The sequence below is a fragment of the Polynucleobacter sp. 86C-FISCH genome (assembly GCF_018882415.1).
Lineage (GTDB): Bacteria > Pseudomonadota > Gammaproteobacteria > Burkholderiales > Burkholderiaceae > Polynucleobacter.
Genome location: NZ_JACVOL010000001.1, coordinates 519,203 through 540,150 on the forward strand (window position 1 = coordinate 519,203; position 20,948 = coordinate 540,150).

The window sequence follows — 20,948 nt, forward strand, 5'->3', positions numbered from 1 at the left end:
TACTCGCCCAGATAAAAATTGACCCGCTACACTAATAAAAAACAAGATGGAGGCAATATGAATACCAAGTCACTAACCGTCAGACTCCTGCAAATTGGCGCCAGCCTCTTTGTCGGGCTGAATAGCTCCTTGGCAATTGCCGATACCTACCCATCCAAACCCATTAAAGCAATTGTTCCCTTTGCCCCAGGAAGCACAACAGATCAAATTGGGCGTGCATTTGCCGCAAAGATGTCGGAGACCCTGGGTCAACCGATTGTCATTGAAAATAAGCCTGGAGCCAACGGCTTAATTGGTGCCGATTTTGTAGCCAAAGCGCCTGCAGATGGTTACACCATCCTGATTGGGACCAATAGCACTAATGCTGCACTTAAAAGCTTAGTCAAAAATTTACCGTACATACAAGATACGGCATTCACTCCGATTGGATATTTTGGCTCGGCTCCACTGATTGTTGCAATCAACAATGATGTGCCCGCAAAATCACTGAATGGATTTGTCTCGCTTGCCAAAGCAAACCCTGGAAAAATGACTTTTGCTTACGCAAGTACATCGCAGCGCGTTTCCTCAGAAATGCTTGCAAGCTTTGCCGACATCCAAATGACTGGGGTGTCATACAAGAGCGGACCCAATGCCATGACAGATTTAATCGGTGGCCAGGTCAATATGTTTACATCTGACTTTGGGGTCTCCTTACCTCAAGTACAGTCAGGAAAAATTCGTGGTCTCGCTGTGACCTCTCTGAAACGCTCACCCGTGATTCCCGAATTACCTACTGTAAATGAAGCGCTGGGCATTAAAGGCTATGAGCTTATCGCCTTCTTTGCAGCATTTGGACCAGCTGGCATGCCCAAAGATGCCGTCCTCAAACTCAATCAGGCCATAAACAATGCCGCTAAATCAAAAGATTTAGTTGAAAGACTTTCTGCCAATGGTTTTGAAACACAACCTGGCACGCCTGAGGCACTCGGTCAAAAAATTAAACTTGAAACCGCTAAATGGGCTAAGGCCATTAAAGAAGCAGGCATGCAACCAGAGTAAGTCCTTGGATTTATTGCTGGCTACGATTAGGAGAGTCTTGGAAACCGTTAGAGCGGTAAGTTAAGACCAATGTATCTCGGTATCCGTAATCCGCCAATGGCTGAATAGGTGTTGATTCATGGATCATGCGTTGATCATTCATTAATAGCAAAGACCAAGGCTGTGTGAGAGTAAAGCGTAGACCTGCAGAACCAGAGGCATCAAATATTCTCGTCTCACCACCTTTGATACCTGAACGATCCAACAAGAAGACCGCTACAAAATCTACGCCATCACGATGAGCGCCCTCAGGCGTAGGACGCCCAATACCGTCAGTTGTATCAATCCGAAATTGATGTGCCTCAACAAACCAAGTATTGACTTGTTTTAAGCCATTCAAAATATGTGCAAGTCCGAGTAAGACAGCTTGCCATTCAGGATTACTTATTAACTCTTTCTGAATGGGCTCAAACCAACGTTCAATGCCGCCGTGAAGCGCGTTGTAGTCAAGTGATTGCCAATGCGCTCGATGTGGCACCAGGGTTAATTCATCACCCTTAATTTCATAACTAGCGTGACGACGGAAACGATATCGGCCACCGTCCTTTAAGTATGGGTCACGCGGCAAATCCCCCCAGAACTTGACGAGGCTTTGAAGATTGGCCAGATCTACATGACTAAATTGAGCAACGGTCTCGGCAGAAATAACTGCGAAACCATCTTCACGCAAAGCCTGGTCAATCTGCTTAAGAGGGGTCAGCGAAGGCGCAAGGCCGGCAATAATCATCTGCTTATTTTAGGGCAGATGGCAGAATCGGGTTTGGTCTGTATTCCAGTATTTCATCTCAATGCACTAGATTTAAGCGCCCGCGTACTTCACCCACATGCCCTTTTAGGTCATATAGCTCTTTGGCATCCAACATAGAAACCTTGATATTGCCAACCCGTCTTTCGATAGCCTCGAGATCTTTAAAGTTCTTTTCCTTAAGCTCGGGGTTTTGAGCATTTCTCTCAATCACCTTAAGCTCTTCGTATACCTGAGCTAACTTCAGTCGCAAGAAGAAATTCTTGGCTGATGGAATGTAAGTAAATAACGGAATCAAAATTACCAATAATGGAATAACAATTTTGACAAAGCGACCTGCCCAAACTGCAGTCCAAAACGGCAGGTGACGATGCAGGAATGAAGGTCCATCTTTCAAATAAATTTCTGCATCTACATGCAAGGGAAAATCCAATCCAGCACTGGATGGAAATTCACCTACTTTTTGTAAGCGCGAATACGATTTCAAAATATCGTATGAAGCTCCAAGCACCAGAGAAACCAATGCTGGATTGATATCCTCATGCGCAACTAATGTGGCTGTAGCAGCCATGACTTGAATGTCTTGACGTGGCTGATCATGCTGAATGCTCAATAACCCTCTGGGTACTGTCACTTTAGATAAATACGTGAGATTGCGGGTATAGGCATCTGCCTGATCAAAGTTCATCAAACGAATCCCAGGAATAGAGTAAAACTTTCTCAGGATTGGAGCCTCTGCTGCGGCGACGATAAATACTGCATCCAATTCACCACTACTTAATTTAGCAATGGCTTCATCTGGTTTAAGTCTCTGTGCGCCAATTTCTTTATCGGTAATGCCGCTGGCCTGCAATAAATCTTTAGTGAGAGCTAAAGTACCACTGCCTTCATTTCCAATGGAAACTTTTTTTCCTTTTAACTGACTCAATATCTTGAGTTGGCCGCCATCGCTTTTAAATGCACCCTCGCGATACCAAACCCAAATAGGCTCATAAAACATGCCTGCTATAGAAACCAAATTAGGATAATCGCCAACATTGGCAACGCCACCCTGAACCATCGCAAAATCTACACCTGATTTGGGATCCTTTAGCAGCGCGAGGTTATCCAATGTCCCACCAGTTGAGCGAACCTTGAGATTGACACCTTCTTTAGATAGGTCTGCCTTTAAGCGCTCCCCAAACTGGTAATACAGCCCCGTCGGAAATCCTGTAGCCATTTCAATCGATTTAGGCGGCGGCGGAATTAAGATCCAAAGCACACCAAAAAGGATAATTAAAAGCGCAAAAAAGGCAGCTGCAAGAGCTAAGGGGTTATAGATCTGTCTTTTGATGAAATTCATTAAAGTCTCTTCATGTTTTTTGCATTATGCCCCGACCATGGCATAAGGAAAAGCTTTCAAATCCAATCACCTAAATCAAGATAAGATGATGCTTTTTAAGAGCCCTAAAGACCATTATGAATTCAGCAAAAACCAAGGTAGCCCTAGTGACGGGCGCAGGAACTGGGATCGGGAAGGCTGCTGCCAAGGCCCTACTCAAAGGTGGCTATCAAGTGGTACTAACAGGGCGCAATCTTGATAAATTAGAAAAAGCTATTGCTGATATTGGCGGAGATCAGAGCAACTGCCTTGCCGTATCTTGTGATGTTGGCAAACCAGATGAGGTCAAAAAGTTATTTGCCGCACTAAGCAATCGGTTTGGGCGCATAGATGTTTTATTTAATAACGCCGGCATGGGCGCTCCCGCCATTCCCATGGAAGAGCTTAGCTATGAGCAGTGGATGAATGTCGTGAATGCCAATCTTTGTGGTGCATTCCTATGTTCACAGGAAGCGATTCGCATGATGAAAGCGCAATCCCCTCAAGGCGGCAGAATTATTAACAACGGCTCTATCTCTGCTCATGCACCACGACCCATGTCTGCACCGTATACCGCAACAAAACATGCGATCAGCGGATTAACTAAAACGATTGCATTGGATGGACGTCCATTTAATATTGCCTGCGGTCAAATTGATATCGGCAATGCCGCAACTGAAATGACTGAACGTATGGCTGCTGGCATTATGCAAGCTGATCAATCCATCAAAGTAGAGCCACGCATGGACGTTGATCACGTCGGAGAAGCCGTACTTCATATGGCTCAACTCCCACTGGAAAGCAATATTCTATCGATGACAATTATGGCCACTAATATGCCATTTGTAGGCAGAGGCTAAAGCAGTCTTTTGGACTATTGGCGCACTTGATCGATCAGCAGGCGAACATTACTTGCACCAACTTTAACTGTCTGGGCTGATGAGATTAAATCTCCTGCCTCTGGTTTAGCCATTCCGGTTTTGGAGATACGTACTTCGATAGTTGCTTCAGGCAATTGAGAGAGTGGTGCGCTGGGATTCATTGCCAAAGAATCATTCAAGGTAAAGCTCATTGGGAAATCACTAGCAGCAACCTTTAAGACGGCTACCGGCATACGCTCACCAGGCTTGCGGGCAATGACCATCACAATATCACCCTGTTTAATCTTAGATTTCAGATCTGGTGCTAATTCAATCTTGCCGCTAATCGATTTACCCGCCACTGAAGCAGGTGCTTGCGAAGAAAGTCCACCCTTAGAGCGAGCCTCAGCAATCGAACCCTGGATAGCACGCGCTTCATCGGTATCTGCTGGTATCTGTTTTGCTAGCTTCTCCCAAGTCTGTACGGCCGCTTTGTAATTACCAGAGCTATACGCTGCCGTGCCCGAAAGCCATAGCGCCATCAAATTATCCGGATCAAGCTTTAATGCCTGATTGATTAACTGCAAAGGCTTACCAGCAAAGTTACCATCAGCGTTGGTAGCCAGCACATCTGCGTAATCAGCCAACAATTGAGGATCAGAATTAATAAAGTCGCCAGCACGTGCATATGCTTTAGCGGCGTCCTCATTGCGACCTAAGATGCGATAAGAGCGAGCTAACATCGCCCAACCCTTCAAGTTACTAGGATCTTTTTCCATCTTGATGGCAAATTCAGCCACCATTTTTTCAACGCCTTCTTGGGTAACCGGTGTCTCAGAATTTTTTTGCGCTACACGGACTACATCTCCCAATGAAAAATAGAGCCCCGATGAAAGCACGACAATAAAAATACATAAGCCAATAGCGGTCTTTTTTGTAGAACCCGCTACCTCACGATCATCCTCTACGATCGTATCCTGGAAAAGACGTTGCCGCATTTCAGCATGGGCAATTTCATAGTCAACAGAATTGATTACACCAGCCTGATGTTCCGCTTCTAATTTATCAAGCTCTTCTCGATATATGGCGGCATTCATCTGGCGACGAGATGTTGCTGCACTCTTTGCAGGAAATATAAAAGGTCGCAACACTAGCACCAACACTAGAACCAAGAGCAGAAAGGCGGGAATCAAAAAGCTAGTCACTAAATTCATCCTTCTTTCTTATCGGCTGCATTGAGCAATGCATCAATTTTTTGATTATCTGCATCAGTCAGGACAACATTAGGAACGCTGCTGTTACGACGGCGCAAATACATTAAGAGGCCCGCAATACCAATACCCAGGATGACGAATGGGCCAATCCAAAGCAACCAGGTCACTGGTTTAACTGGCGGGCGATAGAGTACAAAATCGCCGTAACGCTCTACCATGAATGAGCGAATTTGATCGTCCGATTTACCTTCGCTAATCAGAATTCGAATTTCACGGCGCAAATCATTTGCCAAATCTGAGCGCGAGCCCGCTAAAGATTCGTTTTGACATACTAAGCAGCGCATTTCTTCGGAAATACTAATCAAGCGCTGCTCTGTTACAGGGTCATCCGCAAGAGGCGCAGCGTCTCTGGCAAATACACTGCCAAGGCTTAACGCGATCAATGTAGCTAGAAAAATCTGCTTCATCATTTTTTAAGCTCGTTCAGCTTTGGGTAAATTTTTTGATTCAATAAATTCATAGTCAACGGACCGATATGCTTAAAGCGAATTACGCCCGCTTTATCAATAATGTAGGTCTCGGGAACCCCATAGACTCCGTAATCAATACCAACGCGTCCATTGCCATCAAAAGCTGAAAGCACATAGGGATTGCCTTGCTTTGCCAACATTGCCAAAGCATCTTCTCGCTTGTCTTTGTAGTCCAAGCCAATCACTGGGGCCATTTGAGATTTGGCCAACTCCACCAATACTGGGTGCTCTTCACGACAGGCTACGCACCACGATGCCCAAACGTTGAGGACCCACACTTGGCCCTTCATACTTTCCGGTGAAAATGTTTTATTAGGCTCAGCCAATTGAGGAACCTCAAATGCTGGGGCGGTCTTATTGATTAATGGTGATGGCACTTCATGAGGATCACGATTGAGGCCAATAGCTAAAAAAATTACTAGGCCTACAAATAAAACGAGTGGAATTAAAAATTTTGCTTTCATGCGAGCTTGTTCTTTAATTTCATTCGATAACGCTTATCCGACATCGCCAATACACCACCTAGGGCCATTAGCAAGCAACCGCCCCAGATCCAATCAACAAAAGGTTTGTAGTAAACACGCACGGCCCATGACTGGTCACCCAACTCCTCACCTAAAGACACATAAATATCTCGGGTAAGTCCAGCATCAATGGCTGCTTCAGTCATTGGCATTGTGGATGAGAAATAGCTTCTCTTTTCAGGATAAAGACTGGTTTGAGAGCCACCATCTTTTGACAATAAGAATGTACCGCGCATTGCTTGGTAATTTGGACCACGAGCAGCGTTAACACCCTGCAATTGAATTTGATAACCACCAACCGTCACCGTATCGCCAGCTGACATGCGCACATCTTTTTCTTCTTGGTAAGCACCCACCATCGTGACACCAATGACAAATACCGCAATACCTAGATGGGCTACCTGCATGCCAATGAAAGAGCGAGTTGGTTTGCCTGCCTTTGCCTGGCGAACAATTTGCATACAGCCTGATGCAATCACCCAAAAAGCCAACATGAAGCCCATGCCAGCAAGCCATGTAAATTGCCCCATGATTAACGGAATTGCAACTCCCGCAACCAAAGCAACCGCGCCCGCAAGCCATAAGCGCTTAATGATGCTGAGTAAGTTGCTTTGCTTCCAACTTGACCAAGGGCCTATACCCATCAATACCAATAAAGGAACCATGATGGGAACAAAGACGCTATTGAAATAAGGAGGACCTACAGAAATCTTGCCGAGATGCAAAGCATCGATCAATAAAGGATAGAGAGTGCCCAACAAAACGGATCCGGCAGAGACTACTAAGAACACATTTCCGAGCAAGATGAATGTTTCTCTGGAGCTTAAATTAAATTTACCGCCCATTGTGCTCTTTGGTGCGCGCCAAGCGTAAAGCGCTAGAGACGATCCTACTACCAGCGATAAAAAGATCAGAATGAAAATGCCGCGTCTTGGATCGGTTGCAAATGCGTGCACTGAGGTCAGCACACCAGAGCGGACTAAGAAGGTACCAAGCAAGGATAAGGAGAATGCGGTGATCGCTAATAGTACGGTCCAGCTTTTAAAGCCACCACGCTTTTCAGTAACAGCTAATGAGTGCAATAAGGCAGTACCTACGAGCCAAGGAATAAATGAAGCATTCTCAACGGGGTCCCAGAACCACCAACCACCCCAACCTAACTCGTAATAAGCCCACCAAGAGCCCAGCGCAATACCGAGGGTCAAGAAAACCCAGGCAGCTGTTGTCCAAGGACGCGACCAACGCGCCCATGCTGCATCTAATCTGCCTGACAACAAAGAAGCAATTGCAAAAGCAAAAGCTACTGAAAAACCAACATAACCCATGTACAACATTGGCGGATGAAATACCAAACCAGGATCTTGTAAAAGTGGATTTAAAGATCGACCGTCTTGGGCGGCCGGTAATAAACGCTCAAAAGGATTTGAGGTTGTTAATACAAATAACAGTAAACCACTAGTGACCAATCCTAAAACACCAATTACTCTGGCTACCATGAAGTCATCTAAAGCTTTTGAAAGTTGCGCTACCAAGATGGTCCATGTAGCTAGCAAGAAAATCCACAACAACAGCGATCCTTCATGACCACCCCATACCGCACCTAATCGATAGATCACCGGCATTTGTGAATTGGAATGCTCAGCAACATAGAGCACAGAAAAATCGTTGCTATAAAAACTCCAAGCCAATATTCCAAAGGCGATCGCCAGCAATAAGAAAACAGTCTGAGCGGTAGGTCTTGCCAGAACCAACCAGTCTCGGCGGCCAAAGTGTGCGCCTACCAAAGGCAAAACCCCTTGTACGAGAGAAATACACAGCGCCAGAACTAATGCGTAATGCCCAAACTCTGGAATCATTTAGCACTTCCGTTTTTTTGCGCCTGGTCTAAAGCATGTTTAGCTTCAGGAGGCATGTAATTCTCATCGTGTTTCGCGAGTACTTCGCTGGCAATAAATTCACCATTCGCATTCATGCGACCTTGAATCACTGCACCTTTACCTTCTTTAAATAAATCAGGAAGAATGCCGGTATATGCGACTGGAATGTCTTTCACAAGATCGGTGATCTCAAAGTGCACAGTGAGGCCATCACGCTTTACAGAGCCCTCTTTCACCATGCCACCGATCCTAAAAGCTTGACCCTGAGGTGCCTTACCTGCCGCAACCTCGCTTGGTGTGACATATAAAGCTATATTGCTGTTGAGTGCATTCAAGATCAACATCGCAGCAACTCCAATCGCTAGGAGTGCGGCAACAATAATCAATGCGCGTTTATGTCTAGGCTTCACTTACCAATCTCTTTATCAAACTGCTCTGCTAGTTGTTGTTGCTTCAATCTGCGGATTATTGCCCTAAAGCGGGCACGCACAAATAGAGGCTCCAATATCAAAACCAGGGCACAAATGCCAAAACTGCTCCACACATAAAGTGCGTAACCGCCCATAGCAAAAAACTCGGAAGGACTATTCCACATCAGCTTTTCACCTCAATTGATTGTCTCACCCAATCCGCATGGGCTTCACGCTCCAAAATGATTGCCCTCACTCGCATTAAGGTAACTGCAATGGTGTACATCCAGAAACATAGGGCCATTAATAACATTCCCCAGAGCATGGTTTGGGCCATAGCTGGCGATTTGGTCAATGAAACGGATGCTCCTTGATGCAAGGTATTCCACCATTTCACTGAAAAATAAATAATCGGCACGTTTACTACGCCTACCAAAGCCAAGATAGCGCTGGCTTTATCAGCGCGGCGCGGATCATCGATAGAGGCTCGCAGGGCAATAAAGCCCAAATAGAGAAACAATAGAATCAGCTCTGATGTGAGTCGTGCATCCCATACCCACCATGTACCCCACATTGGCTTCCCCCAAAACGCACCAGTCCATAAAGACAGAAATGCCATCCAGGCGCCTATTGGCGCAAGCGCCTGTGCCATCATGGCAGACAAGCGGGTATTAAAAACAAGCCCGAGCCCTGCCCAGGCAGCCATCACTAAATAGATAAACATCGACATCCATGAGGCTGGCACATGAATAAAGATTATTCGATAGCCCTGCCCTTGAACAGCGTCGACTGGTGCAACAAAAAAACTAACCCATAAACCGACGGCACCAAACAGGAACGTTAAAACCCAGAAAAACGGGATGAGCTTACCTGCCACCGGATAAAAGGTGCTGGGGCTCGATAACTTAAACCAGTTAATCAAGCGGTGGTTAGAAAAGTGATTTATTTGACTCATTCGATTGCAATCTTTACAGCAGCTGTACTCACCCAAGGGACAAATGCTAAAGCCAAAATCAATAATGCGCCTAGCAATGAAAAATGACCTGATGTATCTAAACCAACGCTATGAGCATATACAGCGCCAGCACCAAAAATAAGAACCGGGATAAATAAAGGCAGTATCAATAAGCTTAGTAACACGCTGCCACCCCTCACTCCCAAGGTCAATGCAGCACCTATTGAGCCAAGCAAGGATAGCACTGGCGTACCCAATAGTAGAGTACCCATCAGCACATACAAAGAGCCAGCATCCAAATCAAACTGAATACCAATAATTGGAGCTAAGAGCACTAGCGGTAGACCACACACAATCCAGTGAGCAATAATTTTTCCAGTCACGAGCAACGCCAAAGGTTGAGGTGCCAAAACTAGCTGCTCTAAAGAACCATCTTGATAGTCAGCTGCAAACATTCGATGCAAGCCCAATAAGGTAGACAGCAAGGCCGCCACCCACAGAACTCCCGGCGCAATTTTTCGCAACAAGGCGGCATCAGCGCCTATCCCCAAAGGAAATAAGCTAGTCACAACAACAAAAAAGAATAGGGCTGTCAGCACCTCACTCTTGCGGCGCATAACCAACAACAAATCGCGGTGAATGATTGCCAGTAAAGCCTTCATAGATCCAGCACCCTGACATGAGGAAGCGTTACCTCTTGATGGCTAGTCAACACCACCAAGCCGCCAAACTCCACATGCTCAGCAATAAGGTCTTGCAAAGCTTGCACCGCATGAACATCTAAAGCATTGAATGGCTCGTCCAGAATCCACAGCCTTGCTTGACGTGTCAACATACGCGCCATCAAGACGCGTCGCTTTTGACCGGCCGACAAGCAACTGACTGGCAAATGTTCGCGCCCGCGCAAACCAAAACGCCAGAGAGCAGACAAAGCTTTCTCATCCGACAAATGAATATCATCTAGAGCCGCATAGAGTTGTAAATTTTCTAGCGCAGTGAGGTCTTCCTTTAAGGCATCACGATGCCCCAGAAATAAAAGCTCACGATGATAGGTAGAGACATCCTTATTAATGGATAGTCCACCCCATAAAATCTCACCTGCCTCCGGCTTAGATAAACCTGTCAACAATCTTAGTAGGCTGGTTTTTCCAACGCCATTCTCACCACGTACATGCAGACACTCTCCACTAGAGACTGTTAAGTTGAGTCCCTCAAATAATCTTCTCTCACCACGCACGCATGCAAGAGCTCGCGCTTCAAGCATCAAAGCTGGATTGCTGGAGGAGGGAGATATATTGACTGTCATGTAGGGCAATGGCTTGATTCAAACCACCCCAGGCATTGTCTGAGAACCCATTGGTACTGACAAACCAGAAAAGTGGAATTAAGGGAATAATCCCTTTCAATTCAATTACTTATGAAATTATAAACTGAGTCGACCAAGAGCAAAAAAACCACCCGCAGGTGGTTTTCTCTATTAAATCAATTACTTAGCTCACACTCAGGTCACTTCAGACGCTTAGTAATTTCTGCAATACGCTGGCCATAGAGTCTAGCCGTCTCTAAGTCACCCGCATTCACCTCATCCGCACTTGCGTCAGATGGGGTCTGCATCATCGCTCCAGCAGATGAGCCAACGTAGTTAATGTCATCACGCTTGGCCGCTTTAGAGTTGGAAGGCATCAATCCAGTTCCAACCCATATGCCATTGTGCTGCATTGCTAGAGTAAAGAAGTAATGCAAGGTGGAATGCTTATCACCATTCATCGTGGCTGAATTGGTGAAGCCACCAAATATTTTATCTTTCCATTGCTGCGAAAACCATTGCTTAGAACTTGCATCAGCAAACTTTTTAAATTGCCAACTAACAGTTCCCATATAAGTTGGCGAACCAAAAACAATGGCATCAGCTTCATTCAAAGTTGCCCACTGTGCATCCGTCAAATTACCTTCAGCATCAATTGCCACCAATGTAGCATTCGCGCCTTTTGCAACTGCCTCCGCCTGTTTTACTGTGTGACCATAGCCACTATGAAATACCACTGCAATTTTTGTCATGCTAATCTCCTTTTGATATTTAACTTCTCAATCATTTTTTCTTAAAAAACGTTATTACTTAATTTCGAGTCTGGCATCAATAGAGTATCCGCCAGCGCCAAATACAGTTAATAAAAATAAACCGCCTGCCATACTCAGATTCTTCATAAACATAATATTCTGCAAATAAACCTGTTCTGGAGGAAATGCCCAGAAGTTATGGAATATAAAGGCTGCAAGGATAGAAAATAAACCTAGAAGTAGGCCGGCAATACGGGCTTTATAGCCAACAATGATCGCAAGGCCGCCAAGAATTTCTAAGGCGACTGTAAGTCCGGCAATGATCATTGGCATTGGTAATCCTTTGGATGCAATATAAGCAGTAACCCCATCAAATCCCAATACCTTGGAAAACCCAGCTGAAATAAAAATAGATGCCATTAATATTCTGGCAACCAAGGCTAAAGGTTTAGATGCTGAATTCATACTCTCTCCGTTTTTAAATAAATTAATTTGTAAAAATAAGGTTAATCACTTGCAAAGACTTGGTCACTTCTGCCAACTCTTTTTCGGATAATTTTGAAAATGCTTTTTCTAAATGCTGAAGGTGCACTGGAAAAACCCTCTCAAATAAAGCTTGCCCCTCTTTTGTTAGACCAATCATTTGACTGCGGGCATCTTCTGGATTGAGGTTGCGCTCCAAGATTCCCTTGGCCTCTAGACGCTCAAGGACGCCAGTAAGGGTCCCTTTGGTTACTAAAGTCTTTTCACCCAAATCCTTGCATGTCATCGGCGGCTGATTACCCAATGTTGCAATCACATCAAACTGAGTAGTAGTCAACCCCATTGCTTTGACATCAGGAGCTGAATACCTCTCAAAGGATTGGTAGGCCGAAACCAGATTGCGCAGGGTTGGTAAAAAGTTCATTTGTCTTTTATAAAGTACTAATTAGAACTAGTTTAGTACTAATACGAACTAAATGCAAGAGGAGGTAATAAAAAACCCACTTTTAAGTGGGTCTAAGCTGAATTGAAGGTTTTCATTTCCAGAAGAGCGAGATCTTTTGGGTTGAGTCAGCCTTTATGGAGACGGGTCGCTTTTGAGTTACACCTCCATAAACGGCATCAATCATGTAATCGCCAGGCACTAAGTTAACTAGCATGTAAGGTCCATCTGCTTGAGCTTCAAAGACTATCTGCTTTTTAGCTGAACTCATGATTTTGATGGTTGCACCAAATATCCAGACGCCCCTGCCATTCTCAATTTGAGACATCTCCAAAAGCAATGGCCATTGCTTAGCCTCAGCAAGAATAGCTACCGTCTCACCCTCACCAACACCGCCGGTGATATAGGAAATTCCTTGTGAATACTGCGTCTCCGGAATTTGCGCCAGAGATAGAGAGCTCATTAAAACCAAATGGGCGGATAGGATTATTTTTAAAAGTGTTTTCATACTTCTATCCTACGCCTGATTGAGTCATAAAAAAAGCCCCGATGGCGGGGCTTTAGTACGCTAGAACACTTTAGTCTATGGCGTCATCACAATTGCACCAGAAACTTTTCTACCTTCAGCAGCGCGATGTGCATCTGCTGCTTGCTCTAAAGAAAACTTAGCACCAATTTGTACTTTGACCTGCCCTTTAGCAATTGCATCAAATACTGCCTTAGCATTTTCTTTTAATAAGGCTGCAGTTGCATTGTGTGGAAACACAGAAGGTCTTGTTAAAAACAGGCAGCCTTTCTTGTTTAAGATTTCCGGCTGAATCTCTGGAGCCGGTCCAGATGCAGCGCCGAATAAAGCAACTGTGCCAAATGGAGCGGCACAATCCAATGAGCCCAAGAAAGTAGTCTTTGCAACAGAGTCATAAACCACATTGGCTTTTTTGCCACCAGTCGCCTTAATGACTTCCTCAACCCAATTGGGCTGAGAGTAGTCAACAACCGCATCACAACCTGCCTCTTTAGCGGCAGCAAACTTTGCTGGAGAGCCAACTGTGCCAACAACAAAGGCGCCTAAGGCTTTCGCCCAGCCTGCCAAAATCTGACCAACACCACCTGCAGCTGCGTGCACAAGCACCACATCGCCTGCTTTTACTTTGTATGTTTTCTGGACCAGATATTGCGCAGTCATCGCCTTAAAAAAAACGGCTGCAGCTACTTCATCAGAAATACCATTTGGTATTAACACCAACTTATCCGCCGCAACATTACGTGCGCTTGCGTATGCACCGATACCAGCATTCATATAAACCACGTGATCACCAACCTTAAAGTCAGTGACACCATCGCCCAAAGCTTCAACAACGCCTGCAGCCTCATGACCCAGACCAGTAGGCATCTCTAGAGGGTATACGCCAGAGCGCTGATAAACGTCAATGAAATTAAAACCAATCGCGGTTTGACGAATTTGCACTTCACCTTTTGCTGGTGGAGGCAGTTCTTTATCCATTACTTTAATTACGTCTGCGCTACCTAGTTCAGTCAGACTAACAACTCGAGCTTTTGTCACGTGTCACCTTATTGTTTTTATAGAGAGAAAATAATCATACAGTAAGGGCATCTTCTTCAATTACCGCCCAGGTACTGTCACCTAACTTCTTCACCGCCATCGAATAGGTCCAACCATCTGGAATGCCGCAGCTCCATTCTCTTGGACCGTTATGAATTAAGACATTGACGCTATTTCTGCTGTCGTAATAGAGGTGGTAAATTTTTCCGTGGATTGGATTAAAGCTAAATTTGGCGCCGTGCACCATCTCAGTAGCATCCAGCCTTGCTTGCAAGGCTTTTGCTTGCTTCATCAAGACTTCAGCTTGCTCCATGATGCGGTCGTATTCTAACTTCGCATTCTGGCGCGCTACGTTAACAGCCTTGTCTTTTTCTTCGGTGACCTTGATAGGCGCAAATACAGGGGCACCCACTTCCATTGGATATTCAATCCCTGCATGACGCGCTGGATCGGTATCTTCGATTCTCATGAAATGCCCTGTATTTCAAAGTTAATAAATGATGTTCGCAGAAAGTGTGACACAAATCCCGTGCTTTTGCTTAGCGCTTGTAGAAGCTCAAGGTTACTTCGCCGAGCTCAATGCCAAACTTACTCATTTTGGCCTTATTGAGCATTACTTTAGGCGTAACTAGATACATCCAATCATTAAATTGAACGTTGTAAATAGTGCCATCAACTGGCAAAGCAAGGGTATAAGTCCAATTTAGGGCATTGCCAGACAATTGACCCTGCGCATCTCCCACTACGTCATCCGCCCTACCAATGTAATTTCCCGGGGACTGCTCTGTAAGTGTCCAAATACGCTTTTGCTTAGTGCCATCAGAATATTCAAAGCTTTCGTCCAGAGTGCCTACTTTTTTTCCATCAACCATGGTCCAGTTTGCTTTAATTAATACCGTAAAACGTTTCTTTACTTCACCACCACGGTCAGTAAAGATGCCATAGGCATCGATCGTTCCGGAAAAATATTCACTCAAATCGAGGACAGGTTTTTCATTGGCGTATTGAGAAACTTGTGGCGTTGAGCATGACACTAAACATAAGCCAAAGAATACTAATGCGATGATTCGGGAAAGAAGAGATTTCATGGATTAACAAGCCTCACTAAAAATGGGTGGAGGACAGGATTGTCCAAGTAACTCGGTACGCAACTTAGGGGCACTTGTTTTTGGGTCAAGCCAAATCCCAAAAAACGCCTTTGAAAATTCAGCCCCCGGTACTTGAGCGATCTGCTTGCCATCGTGATAAAAAGTTGTCCCTTGCTTGGGGGAATATATTGCTGTTAAGGTTTGTCCAGACTCAACATTCGGCAAGAAAGTAGTTAACTCTTTCCCCCAAAGCACTGCCTGAGCCTCTGGCACCCCAATACGCTTCATCTCTTCAGCGCTGCGATTAGCAATGGAAGCTCCTGAAAAAGATTTTTGGTAGCGTAAATTCAATGCGAAATCGGGCGAGGAAAGTGAGCCAACCCGATAAAACGCGGCATCATACACATGGAGACCAAACCAAGTAAGTCGACCACTACCCTGCAATTTTGCAGAACTGATATTCGAAGGTAATTCAATTGGCTCGCGAGCAAAGCCATTTGATAAGAACACGGTCAACAAAGTCAGCACCAGAAATAGTGGTATTTTCTTCATGAAGAGATCGCTCCTGATTTGGACTTCACTAAACGAAGTGCGGCCGGCCCAAATAGACTAGAGATTGCATGTCTATTTTTAGCAAAAAATAGATATCCTAATTTTAAGAATGGCTGCAAAGACTTTCTTGAAAAGAACCAGGCAAGGCGCGGTAAATCCGCTCGGCGATAAGCCTCAGGAAATACAGCAACGCCTTGTATTAATTTGCCACTAGCAAATTGGCCATACATAGCTGCTAGTGCAGCTTCACATGAGACACCCACTTGTTGAGGGTCAAACCGCTCAGAATTAATGTCGACAAAACCCAATAAGTTAGCTTGATTGCGTCCTGACAAAAAAAGAATCTCCGCCTGACAAAGTGGGCAAGCGCCATCGTAGAACAAAGTGAGTTTCTCTAGTTGAGTCATGGTTAAGCAAGTTTACGGCTTATTCAATAAACTGGTTGGCACTAATACTATTAAGGTTGTTATGCAAAATGAGATTGCACTGAATGTATTTGGAGAGCCACTAATTCCCTGCTCCTTTGATCCTCTAACAGGGTTTTTTAGAGATGGTTGCTGCAAAACTAACGAAGAAGATGTAGGCAGTCATTTGGTATGCGCCATCGTGACAGATGCTTTTTTGCAATTTAGCCTGCAAAAGGGGAACGATCTCATTACCCCCAGACCAGAATATCGATTCCCTGGCTTACTTGCGGGTGACCAATGGTGCTTGTGTATCAATCGCTGGGTTGAGGCATTAAACGCCAACTGCGCTCCATATATCAAGCTAGAAAGTACACATATTAAGGCACTGGAAACAGTTCCAATGAATATCCTTAAGGAATATGCGAGAGAAGTTTGAAGGCTTTTTATACCGACCATTTTGTATTGCCGCTACCGGCAGGACATCGCTTCCCAATGGAGAAGTACTCACGCTTACGAGATTTAGTGGGATCGCAAGCAGGTATTGAGTTGGTTGAAGCGCCGTCAGCAACAGATACACAAATTTTATATGCGCATGATCCGAGCTACCTCATCAAAGTCATAGATGGGACACTTTCTGCGCAAGAGCAAAGAGAAATCGGTTTTCCCTGGAGCACTCAAATGGTTGAGCGCTCACGACGTTCAGCAGGCGCCACTGTAGCTGCAGCCAAAACGGCTTTGCAAGAAGGTATCGCCGCCAATCTAGCTGGAGGCACTCATCATGCCTATCGCGATACCGGAAGTGGATTTTGTGTATTTAATGATTCCGCTATCGCAGCCCGGACTCTGCAAAAAGAAATTAACCCATCCCTAAAAGTTGCTGTGATTGATTTGGATGTTCATCAGGGAAACGGCACTGCAGCCATTTTGCAAAATGATGATTCCATCTTCACTCTATCTATTCACGGGGAAAATAATTTTCCCTTTAGGAAAGAGCAAAGTGATCTGGATGTGGGCCTGGCTGATGGCTGCAACGATGAAATCTACTTGCACTCATTGAGTAAGGCTCTTGATCAATTAGATTCACGCTTTAAGGCAGATTGCCTCGTTTTCTTGGCTGGCGCCGACCCACATGAGGGTGATCGACTCGGAAGACTGAATATCAGCAAGGATGGGATGCGTCTGCGAGATGAAATGGTATTTCAATACGGACTAGATCGGCAGCTGCCTATCGCATTCTCAATGGCGGGCGGCTACGGTAAAGAAATTGAATCTACCGTGGATATTCATTTTCAGACTATCAAAACCGCCCTGCAATTTCAGAATCAATATTGAACTGCGGCCTTAAAGGCTCAGCCCTTCTTTATTGAAGAACCTTTTTGGCCTGAAAGATTACTGACGTTCTCAACACTCTTCTCAAAATTGGTGAATGAGTCAGCCATTGCGGCACGAATCAATTCAAAATTCTGCAACGCATTATTGAAAGATGTTTTAAATACGGATACGTAAGCCTCGCTACCAACTGGTGCGTTATCGGTAGCTTCATTTACAAAGTGGATGAGATCTGCTTTAGATTCTTGAATCATTGTTTCGGCAATATCAGTCAACTCTTGATTGCCACTCTTCAATACCTGTAATAACTGATTGTGATATTGAGTAATCTCTTTAGCCGCATCCTGCAATACCTCAGCATGAACAAACTCGAAAGCAGATCTAGGATCTTGAGTTTTCATTAGCTCAGACACCCGCTTTTGAATCATCTCAGCTAACTCTTGCGTAGCCTGCTGATTGATCTGCGCAATCGCCTGAGCACTTTCCATCGCCACACGTCCGGCGGCCCTAGTTGCATCAACAGCACTTTGTTGTCCCGGCATAGCTTTCATATCAAATGGTTTCTTGCTCATATCAACCTTTCAGATGGGTAATGTCAGTTACCAATCTACTCCCCTGCGGATGGGTTTCTATAGAGAAATACCAGTAGATAGAGCTCCCTGCAGAAAGATAGGCCCTAGATATTTGAATAAACCACCTTATGCAGCCTAGGGAACAAAGGGGGTAAGCACGTTAATCAAACTTGCGACATCAGCCTCAGCCGGCCTTGTCGACAAATAGGCAAAATGCAGGCAGCCAAAATAATGAGTGCGCCCGCCACTAAGCTCCAACTTCTAATGTTTGAACGCACTTTGCAGCCCTCTACTTAATTAAGCTTGTTTGTATTGTCCATCACTATTCAATCATAAAGAAGTGCAATCCTGGAGATGTCAGGCTTTATTTTAAGTGCATACTAGTATCACTATGAAAGCGACACACTGGACACAACACTGGCATCACATCAGCGCCATTTCAAGACTGATTATTGTTGCAATTGCTGGCATTGGGGCATTTTTTCTACTCTCCTCCGAGTCTTCCCCCACCATTATCCTGGCCCTCTCTTGGGCGCTAGCAGGAAGTCTTTACCTAGCCCTTACTTACATCATGATGTTCTTTTCAACCCAAGAAAATATCTTGTGGCTTTCAAAGAAAGAAGATGATGGCGCTGCAATCATCCTGCTCATCATTATTTTGGCGGCAGCTGCAAGCTTGATCACTATCGTGATTATTCTCTCGGGTATTAAAACCCTTCCTATTGATTTGGCCATTCGTCATGTTTGCCTAGTTCTAGGGACGTATGCAATCTCTTGGTTATTTGTACATACAGCCTTTGCCCTGCATTACGCTCATGCCTACTACCAAGAATTCGAGAAAACCAAAGAAGCTCCTCTGCTATTTGCCGGCAAGCAAAGGCCTACCTATGTGGACTTTCTTTACTTTTCCATGGTGATTGGCATGACCTGCCAGACTGCTGACGTGAACATTGCCAGCTCACGAATCCGGTTTTTAGTGATGATCCAGGGAATGACTGCTTTTGTTTTTAATGCTTCCCTGCTTGCGTTAGCAATTAACCTCATCGCAGGTGTTGTGGCGTTTACTTAAACTCAGTTTATTTTTCTAAGTTGTTGTGGGCAAATAAAAACACCCGCATCAGCGAGTGTTTTTAATAAATACCGACAACAATTAAGAGATATTTATTGCAAGCTAACTGGCTTGCCATCAATCCACGTGCCTTTTACCTTAATGTTACGAATATCAGCCGGCGCAGTTTGGCGGGGATTCTTTTCCAAAATGACTAAGTCGGCTTGCTTGCCAACCTCTAAGCTGCCAACGATATTGTCTGCAAAGATTTGATAAGCAGCGTCGATGGTGATAGCACGGATTGCATCGTCAACCGAAACCGCTTGATCAGGCCCTAATACCTTTTGGGGTGGCAACTGCCATAAGCGCGTTACTTCTTCGCTAACGTAATTTAAAGGACCGACATTCGAAACAGGTGAATCACTGTGCAATGTAAATTTACCGCCTGCACGTTTGAAGTCGCCCGCTGGATCTATGCGCTTAGCGCGCTCTGGTCCAATAATATGATCATTAAATGCGGCGCCCCAATAATCTACGTGTCCAATAGTGAAGCTAGGCACTACTCCTAACTTGGCTGCCTGCTTTACTTGGGCTTCAGTATTGACAGTGAAATGTTCCATACGCAAACGACGATCTTGAGGCTTAGGATTGCCAGCAAGTAATTTTGAATAGCTAGCTAAAGTTTGATCAATCGCCTTATCACCATTCGAGTGGGTGGAAATTTGCCAACCCTGATCAAAGAAGGCTTTCATGGAAGCATAAATATCAGCATCCTTATAGTTCAGCGCCCCGCTCCATTGGGAGTTTTTTGGGTAGGCATAAGGCGCATTTAGAGCAGCCGTTAAGCCTTGAGTAGAGCCATCCGAAATATATTTAATCCCAATAAAGCGTAATTTGTCATCACCCTCATTTGGCTTAAGGGAGGTTTTTCCTGTAGGCAAAGCCTGGCTAAACAAATACCCACGCATTCGAATAGGCGCAGCATCTTTGGCAAAAATTGCTTTGTAAATCGCCACTTCTTTATCAACTCCAAAATTGCCACCAACACTCATTTCAGAAGCAGTGGTTACACCGGTTGAGGCAATTTTTTTCATAGTGCCTTGAATAGCGCTAAATAATTGGGTCTCAGTAGGGGCTGGCATCTTTGCCATAAATGGCAAGTAAGAAGGTGGCTCTACTAATTTGCCTGTCAGCCTGCCTTTAGCATCCTTCACATAAACACCGCCACCAGGAGGGTTTGGTGTTTTATCTGTAACACCAGCCAACTCCAAAGCCTTGTGGTTTACATAACCAATATGACCAGATTGATTCACGATAAAGATCGGAACGTCTTTAGAAACCGTATCCAAATCATCGGCAGTGAGCTCGGCCATAAAAGGTGTGGTGCGTGATGGGTCAACACCAAAACCAAAAAGCCATCCGCCAGCAGGCACGTCTTTGAGAGCGGCCTTCATTTTCTTAATTAATGTTTCTTTGGTGTCATAAGGCAAAGTAAAGTTGCTTAAATTTAAGCCCAAACCTTCGAACACTGAGGTCACTAAGATATGCACATGAGGCTCCACAAAACCTGGCATCAAAGTTTGACCTTTTAGATCAACTACCTTGGTTGATTCAGTCTGCCATTCTTTAGTAACTGCATCTTTAGCGCCGACTGCAACAATCTTGCCATTTTGTACTGCGAGCGCCTGAACTTCTTCATTCTTAGCATTCACTGTAACAATGGGACCGCCATAAAAAATCGTATCCGCATTGCCTTTAGCAAAGGTGACCGCGCATTGCGCCATTAACAGTACAGAAAGTAATTTTGGTGCGAGTTTCATATACTTGTTCCAGTGTTTTATTGATGAACT

The 20,948-nt window shown here is 44.8% G+C and carries 27 protein-coding genes; 5 read left to right on the top strand and 22 right to left on the bottom strand.

The features are described 5' to 3' along the window. The first annotated feature begins 57 nt into the window (after positions 1-57). Complete coding sequence (locus ICN10_RS02480) at positions 58-1,041, top strand: tripartite tricarboxylate transporter substrate binding protein (protein ID WP_216212198.1); 984 nt, start codon at positions 58-60, stop codon at positions 1,039-1,041. Positions 1,042-1,051: 10 nt separating this feature from the next. Here the strand turns inward: ICN10_RS02480 and ICN10_RS02485 are convergent, their stop codons facing one another. Next, positions 1,052-1,807, bottom strand: coding sequence for a 2OG-Fe dioxygenase family protein (locus ICN10_RS02485; protein WP_216212200.1), 756 nt, complete (start codon positions 1,805-1,807; stop codon positions 1,052-1,054). A gap of 58 nt (positions 1,808-1,865) precedes the next feature. Then, entirely contained in the window at positions 1,866-3,167 is a 1,302-nt protein-coding gene (locus ICN10_RS02490) for a TAXI family TRAP transporter solute-binding subunit (protein WP_216212202.1), read from the bottom strand. A 116-nt stretch (positions 3,168-3,283) separates the two neighbouring features. Here ICN10_RS02490 and ICN10_RS02495 point away from each other — a divergent pair, with 116 nt between their 5' ends. Continuing rightward, positions 3,284-4,045 carry an SDR family oxidoreductase gene (locus tag ICN10_RS02495; protein ID WP_216212203.1) on the top strand — a complete coding sequence of 254 codons (762 nt, stop codon included), beginning with the start codon at positions 3,284-3,286 and terminating at the stop codon, positions 4,043-4,045. Positions 4,046-4,059: 14 nt separating this feature from the next. On the opposite strand, the gene ccmI is transcribed toward ICN10_RS02495, so the two are convergent. The 18 genes from ccmI to ICN10_RS02585 all read right to left on the bottom strand — a co-directional run bounded on the left by ccmI (position 4,060) and on the right by ICN10_RS02585 (position 16,149). Beyond that, positions 4,060-5,259, bottom strand: coding sequence for a c-type cytochrome biogenesis protein CcmI (gene ccmI, locus ICN10_RS02500; protein WP_216212205.1), 1,200 nt, complete (start codon positions 5,257-5,259; stop codon positions 4,060-4,062). Continuing rightward, complete coding sequence (locus ICN10_RS02505) at positions 5,256-5,729, bottom strand: cytochrome c-type biogenesis protein (RefSeq protein ID WP_216212208.1); 474 nt, start codon at positions 5,727-5,729, stop codon at positions 5,256-5,258. Before ICN10_RS02505 ends, ccmI begins: the two co-directional genes overlap by 4 nt. Beyond that, a complete protein-coding gene (locus ICN10_RS02510) occupies positions 5,726-6,253 on the bottom strand; it encodes a DsbE family thiol:disulfide interchange protein (RefSeq protein ID WP_216212210.1) in 528 nt (175 codons plus the stop codon). The genes ICN10_RS02505 and ICN10_RS02510 overlap by 4 nt, the downstream gene beginning before the upstream one ends. Then, entirely contained in the window at positions 6,250-8,169 is a 1,920-nt protein-coding gene (locus tag ICN10_RS02515) for a heme lyase CcmF/NrfE family subunit (RefSeq protein WP_216212213.1), read from the bottom strand. The genes ICN10_RS02510 and ICN10_RS02515 overlap by 4 nt, the downstream gene beginning before the upstream one ends. Then, a complete protein-coding gene (gene ccmE / locus ICN10_RS02520; RefSeq protein WP_068324485.1) occupies positions 8,166-8,600 on the bottom strand; it encodes a cytochrome c maturation protein CcmE in 435 nt (144 codons plus the stop codon). The genes ICN10_RS02515 and ccmE overlap by 4 nt, the downstream gene beginning before the upstream one ends. After that, a complete protein-coding gene (gene ccmD, locus ICN10_RS02525; protein WP_216212217.1) occupies positions 8,597-8,785 on the bottom strand; it encodes a heme exporter protein CcmD in 189 nt (62 codons plus the stop codon). The genes ccmE and ccmD overlap by 4 nt, the downstream gene beginning before the upstream one ends. Continuing rightward, the gene (locus ICN10_RS02530; protein WP_216212220.1) at positions 8,785-9,555 is read right to left on the bottom strand and encodes a heme ABC transporter permease; all 771 of its coding nucleotides are present in this window, start codon (positions 9,553-9,555) and stop codon (positions 8,785-8,787) included. The genes ccmD and ICN10_RS02530 overlap by 1 nt, the downstream gene beginning before the upstream one ends. Beyond that, positions 9,552-10,217, bottom strand: coding sequence for a heme exporter protein CcmB (ccmB, locus tag ICN10_RS02535; RefSeq protein WP_216212223.1), 666 nt, complete (start codon positions 10,215-10,217; stop codon positions 9,552-9,554). Before ccmB ends, ICN10_RS02530 begins: the two co-directional genes overlap by 4 nt. Then, positions 10,214-10,819, bottom strand: a complete 606-nt coding sequence (gene ccmA, locus ICN10_RS02540; RefSeq protein WP_216212226.1) for a cytochrome c biogenesis heme-transporting ATPase CcmA — start codon at positions 10,817-10,819, stop codon at positions 10,214-10,216. Before ccmA ends, ccmB begins: the two co-directional genes overlap by 4 nt. Before the next feature lie 242 nt (positions 10,820-11,061). Then, the gene (locus ICN10_RS02545; protein ID WP_216212229.1) at positions 11,062-11,613 is read right to left on the bottom strand and encodes a flavodoxin family protein; all 552 of its coding nucleotides are present in this window, start codon (positions 11,611-11,613) and stop codon (positions 11,062-11,064) included. A gap of 54 nt (positions 11,614-11,667) precedes the next feature. Further along, a complete protein-coding gene (locus ICN10_RS02550) occupies positions 11,668-12,078 on the bottom strand; it encodes a DoxX family protein (RefSeq protein ID WP_216212232.1) in 411 nt (136 codons plus the stop codon). Between the two features lie 22 nt (positions 12,079-12,100). Further along, positions 12,101-12,520: a MarR family winged helix-turn-helix transcriptional regulator gene (locus tag ICN10_RS02555; protein ID WP_216212235.1), complete on the bottom strand. Its 420-nt coding sequence runs from the start codon at positions 12,518-12,520 to the stop codon at positions 12,101-12,103. Positions 12,521-12,632: 112 nt separating this feature from the next. Continuing rightward, entirely contained in the window at positions 12,633-13,046 is a 414-nt protein-coding gene (locus ICN10_RS02560; protein WP_216212238.1) for a carboxypeptidase regulatory-like domain-containing protein, read from the bottom strand. A 75-nt stretch (positions 13,047-13,121) separates the two neighbouring features. Next, positions 13,122-14,102 (bottom strand): quinone oxidoreductase, encoded by a 981-nt coding sequence (locus ICN10_RS02565; RefSeq protein ID WP_370626189.1) that lies wholly within the window; start codon positions 14,100-14,102, stop codon positions 13,122-13,124. 34 nt (positions 14,103-14,136) lie between these two features. Further along, positions 14,137-14,571 carry a DUF2452 domain-containing protein gene (locus ICN10_RS02570; protein ID WP_216212241.1) on the bottom strand — a complete coding sequence of 145 codons (435 nt, stop codon included), beginning with the start codon at positions 14,569-14,571 and terminating at the stop codon, positions 14,137-14,139. Positions 14,572-14,641: 70 nt separating this feature from the next. Continuing rightward, on the bottom strand, positions 14,642-15,190 hold the full coding sequence (locus ICN10_RS02575; RefSeq protein ID WP_216212244.1) for a DUF3833 domain-containing protein: 549 nt from the start codon (positions 15,188-15,190) through the stop codon (positions 14,642-14,644). A 3-nt stretch (positions 15,191-15,193) separates the two neighbouring features. After that, positions 15,194-15,742 (bottom strand): chalcone isomerase family protein, encoded by a 549-nt coding sequence (locus ICN10_RS02580; protein WP_216212247.1) that lies wholly within the window; start codon positions 15,740-15,742, stop codon positions 15,194-15,196. Continuing rightward, the gene (locus ICN10_RS02585; RefSeq protein WP_216212250.1) at positions 15,739-16,149 is read right to left on the bottom strand and encodes a thiol-disulfide oxidoreductase DCC family protein; all 411 of its coding nucleotides are present in this window, start codon (positions 16,147-16,149) and stop codon (positions 15,739-15,741) included. Before ICN10_RS02585 ends, ICN10_RS02580 begins: the two co-directional genes overlap by 4 nt. Before the next feature lie 61 nt (positions 16,150-16,210). Here ICN10_RS02585 and ICN10_RS02590 point away from each other — a divergent pair, with 61 nt between their 5' ends. Both ICN10_RS02590 and ICN10_RS02595 read left to right on the top strand, forming a co-directional pair. Then, positions 16,211-16,585, top strand: a complete 375-nt coding sequence (locus ICN10_RS02590) for a DUF2237 family protein (RefSeq protein WP_068324675.1) — start codon at positions 16,211-16,213, stop codon at positions 16,583-16,585. Next, positions 16,582-17,481, top strand: a complete 900-nt coding sequence (locus tag ICN10_RS02595) for a histone deacetylase (protein WP_216212253.1) — start codon at positions 16,582-16,584, stop codon at positions 17,479-17,481. Before ICN10_RS02590 ends, ICN10_RS02595 begins: the two co-directional genes overlap by 4 nt. A 17-nt stretch (positions 17,482-17,498) precedes the next feature. Here the strand turns inward: ICN10_RS02595 and ICN10_RS02600 are convergent, their stop codons facing one another. Then, positions 17,499-18,050, bottom strand: a complete 552-nt coding sequence (locus tag ICN10_RS02600; protein WP_255536786.1) for a phasin family protein — start codon at positions 18,048-18,050, stop codon at positions 17,499-17,501. A 391-nt stretch (positions 18,051-18,441) separates the two neighbouring features. On the opposite strand from ICN10_RS02600, the gene ICN10_RS02605 reads away from it, so the two are divergent. Continuing rightward, entirely contained in the window at positions 18,442-19,119 is a 678-nt protein-coding gene (locus tag ICN10_RS02605; protein ID WP_216212256.1) for a DUF1345 domain-containing protein, read from the top strand. Between the two features lie 92 nt (positions 19,120-19,211). Here ICN10_RS02605 and ICN10_RS02610 read toward each other — a convergent pair whose 3' ends face one another. Further along, positions 19,212-20,918, bottom strand: coding sequence for an amidohydrolase (locus ICN10_RS02610; protein ID WP_216212259.1), 1,707 nt, complete (start codon positions 20,916-20,918; stop codon positions 19,212-19,214). Positions 20,919-20,948 lie beyond the last annotated feature (30 nt).

Coding starts and splice junctions, on each gene's coding strand:
- ICN10_RS02575 (WP_216212244.1), bottom strand. CDS start 15,190: ATGAAATCTCTTCTTTCCCGAATCATCGCATTAGTATTCTTTGGCTTA.
- ICN10_RS02605 (WP_216212256.1), top strand. CDS start 18,442: ATGAAAGCGACACACTGGACACAACACTGGCATCACATCAGCGCCATT.
- ICN10_RS02570 (WP_216212241.1), bottom strand. CDS start 14,571: ATGAGAATCGAAGATACCGATCCAGCGCGTCATGCAGGGATTGAATAT.
- ICN10_RS02555 (WP_216212235.1), bottom strand. CDS start 12,520: ATGAACTTTTTACCAACCCTGCGCAATCTGGTTTCGGCCTACCAATCC.
- ICN10_RS02505 (WP_216212208.1), bottom strand. CDS start 5,729: ATGATGAAGCAGATTTTTCTAGCTACATTGATCGCGTTAAGCCTTGGC.
- ICN10_RS02530 (WP_216212220.1), bottom strand. CDS start 9,555: ATGAGTCAAATAAATCACTTTTCTAACCACCGCTTGATTAACTGGTTT.
- ccmB (WP_216212223.1), bottom strand. CDS start 10,217: ATGAAGGCTTTACTGGCAATCATTCACCGCGATTTGTTGTTGGTTATG.
- ICN10_RS02490 (WP_216212202.1), bottom strand. CDS start 3,167: ATGAATTTCATCAAAAGACAGATCTATAACCCCTTAGCTCTTGCAGCT.
- ccmI (WP_216212205.1), bottom strand. CDS start 5,259: ATGAATTTAGTGACTAGCTTTTTGATTCCCGCCTTTCTGCTCTTGGTT.
- ICN10_RS02560 (WP_216212238.1), bottom strand. CDS start 13,046: ATGAAAACACTTTTAAAAATAATCCTATCCGCCCATTTGGTTTTAATG.
- ICN10_RS02550 (WP_216212232.1), bottom strand. CDS start 12,078: ATGAATTCAGCATCTAAACCTTTAGCCTTGGTTGCCAGAATATTAATG.
- ICN10_RS02515 (WP_216212213.1), bottom strand. CDS start 8,169: ATGATTCCAGAGTTTGGGCATTACGCATTAGTTCTGGCGCTGTGTATT.
- ccmA (WP_216212226.1), bottom strand. CDS start 10,819: ATGCTTGAAGCGCGAGCTCTTGCATGCGTGCGTGGTGAGAGAAGATTA.
- ICN10_RS02610 (WP_216212259.1), bottom strand. CDS start 20,918: ATGAAACTCGCACCAAAATTACTTTCTGTACTGTTAATGGCGCAATGC.
- ICN10_RS02580 (WP_216212247.1), bottom strand. CDS start 15,742: ATGAAGAAAATACCACTATTTCTGGTGCTGACTTTGTTGACCGTGTTC.
- ICN10_RS02510 (WP_216212210.1), bottom strand. CDS start 6,253: ATGAAAGCAAAATTTTTAATTCCACTCGTTTTATTTGTAGGCCTAGTA.
- ICN10_RS02495 (WP_216212203.1), top strand. CDS start 3,284: ATGAATTCAGCAAAAACCAAGGTAGCCCTAGTGACGGGCGCAGGAACT.
- ICN10_RS02600 (WP_255536786.1), bottom strand. CDS start 18,050: ATGAGCAAGAAACCATTTGATATGAAAGCTATGCCGGGACAACAAAGT.
- ICN10_RS02480 (WP_216212198.1), top strand. CDS start 58: ATGAATACCAAGTCACTAACCGTCAGACTCCTGCAAATTGGCGCCAGC.
- ICN10_RS02485 (WP_216212200.1), bottom strand. CDS start 1,807: ATGATTATTGCCGGCCTTGCGCCTTCGCTGACCCCTCTTAAGCAGATT.
- ccmD (WP_216212217.1), bottom strand. CDS start 8,785: ATGTGGAATAGTCCTTCCGAGTTTTTTGCTATGGGCGGTTACGCACTT.
- ICN10_RS02590 (WP_068324675.1), top strand. CDS start 16,211: ATGCAAAATGAGATTGCACTGAATGTATTTGGAGAGCCACTAATTCCC.
- ICN10_RS02585 (WP_216212250.1), bottom strand. CDS start 16,149: ATGACTCAACTAGAGAAACTCACTTTGTTCTACGATGGCGCTTGCCCA.
- ICN10_RS02545 (WP_216212229.1), bottom strand. CDS start 11,613: ATGACAAAAATTGCAGTGGTATTTCATAGTGGCTATGGTCACACAGTA.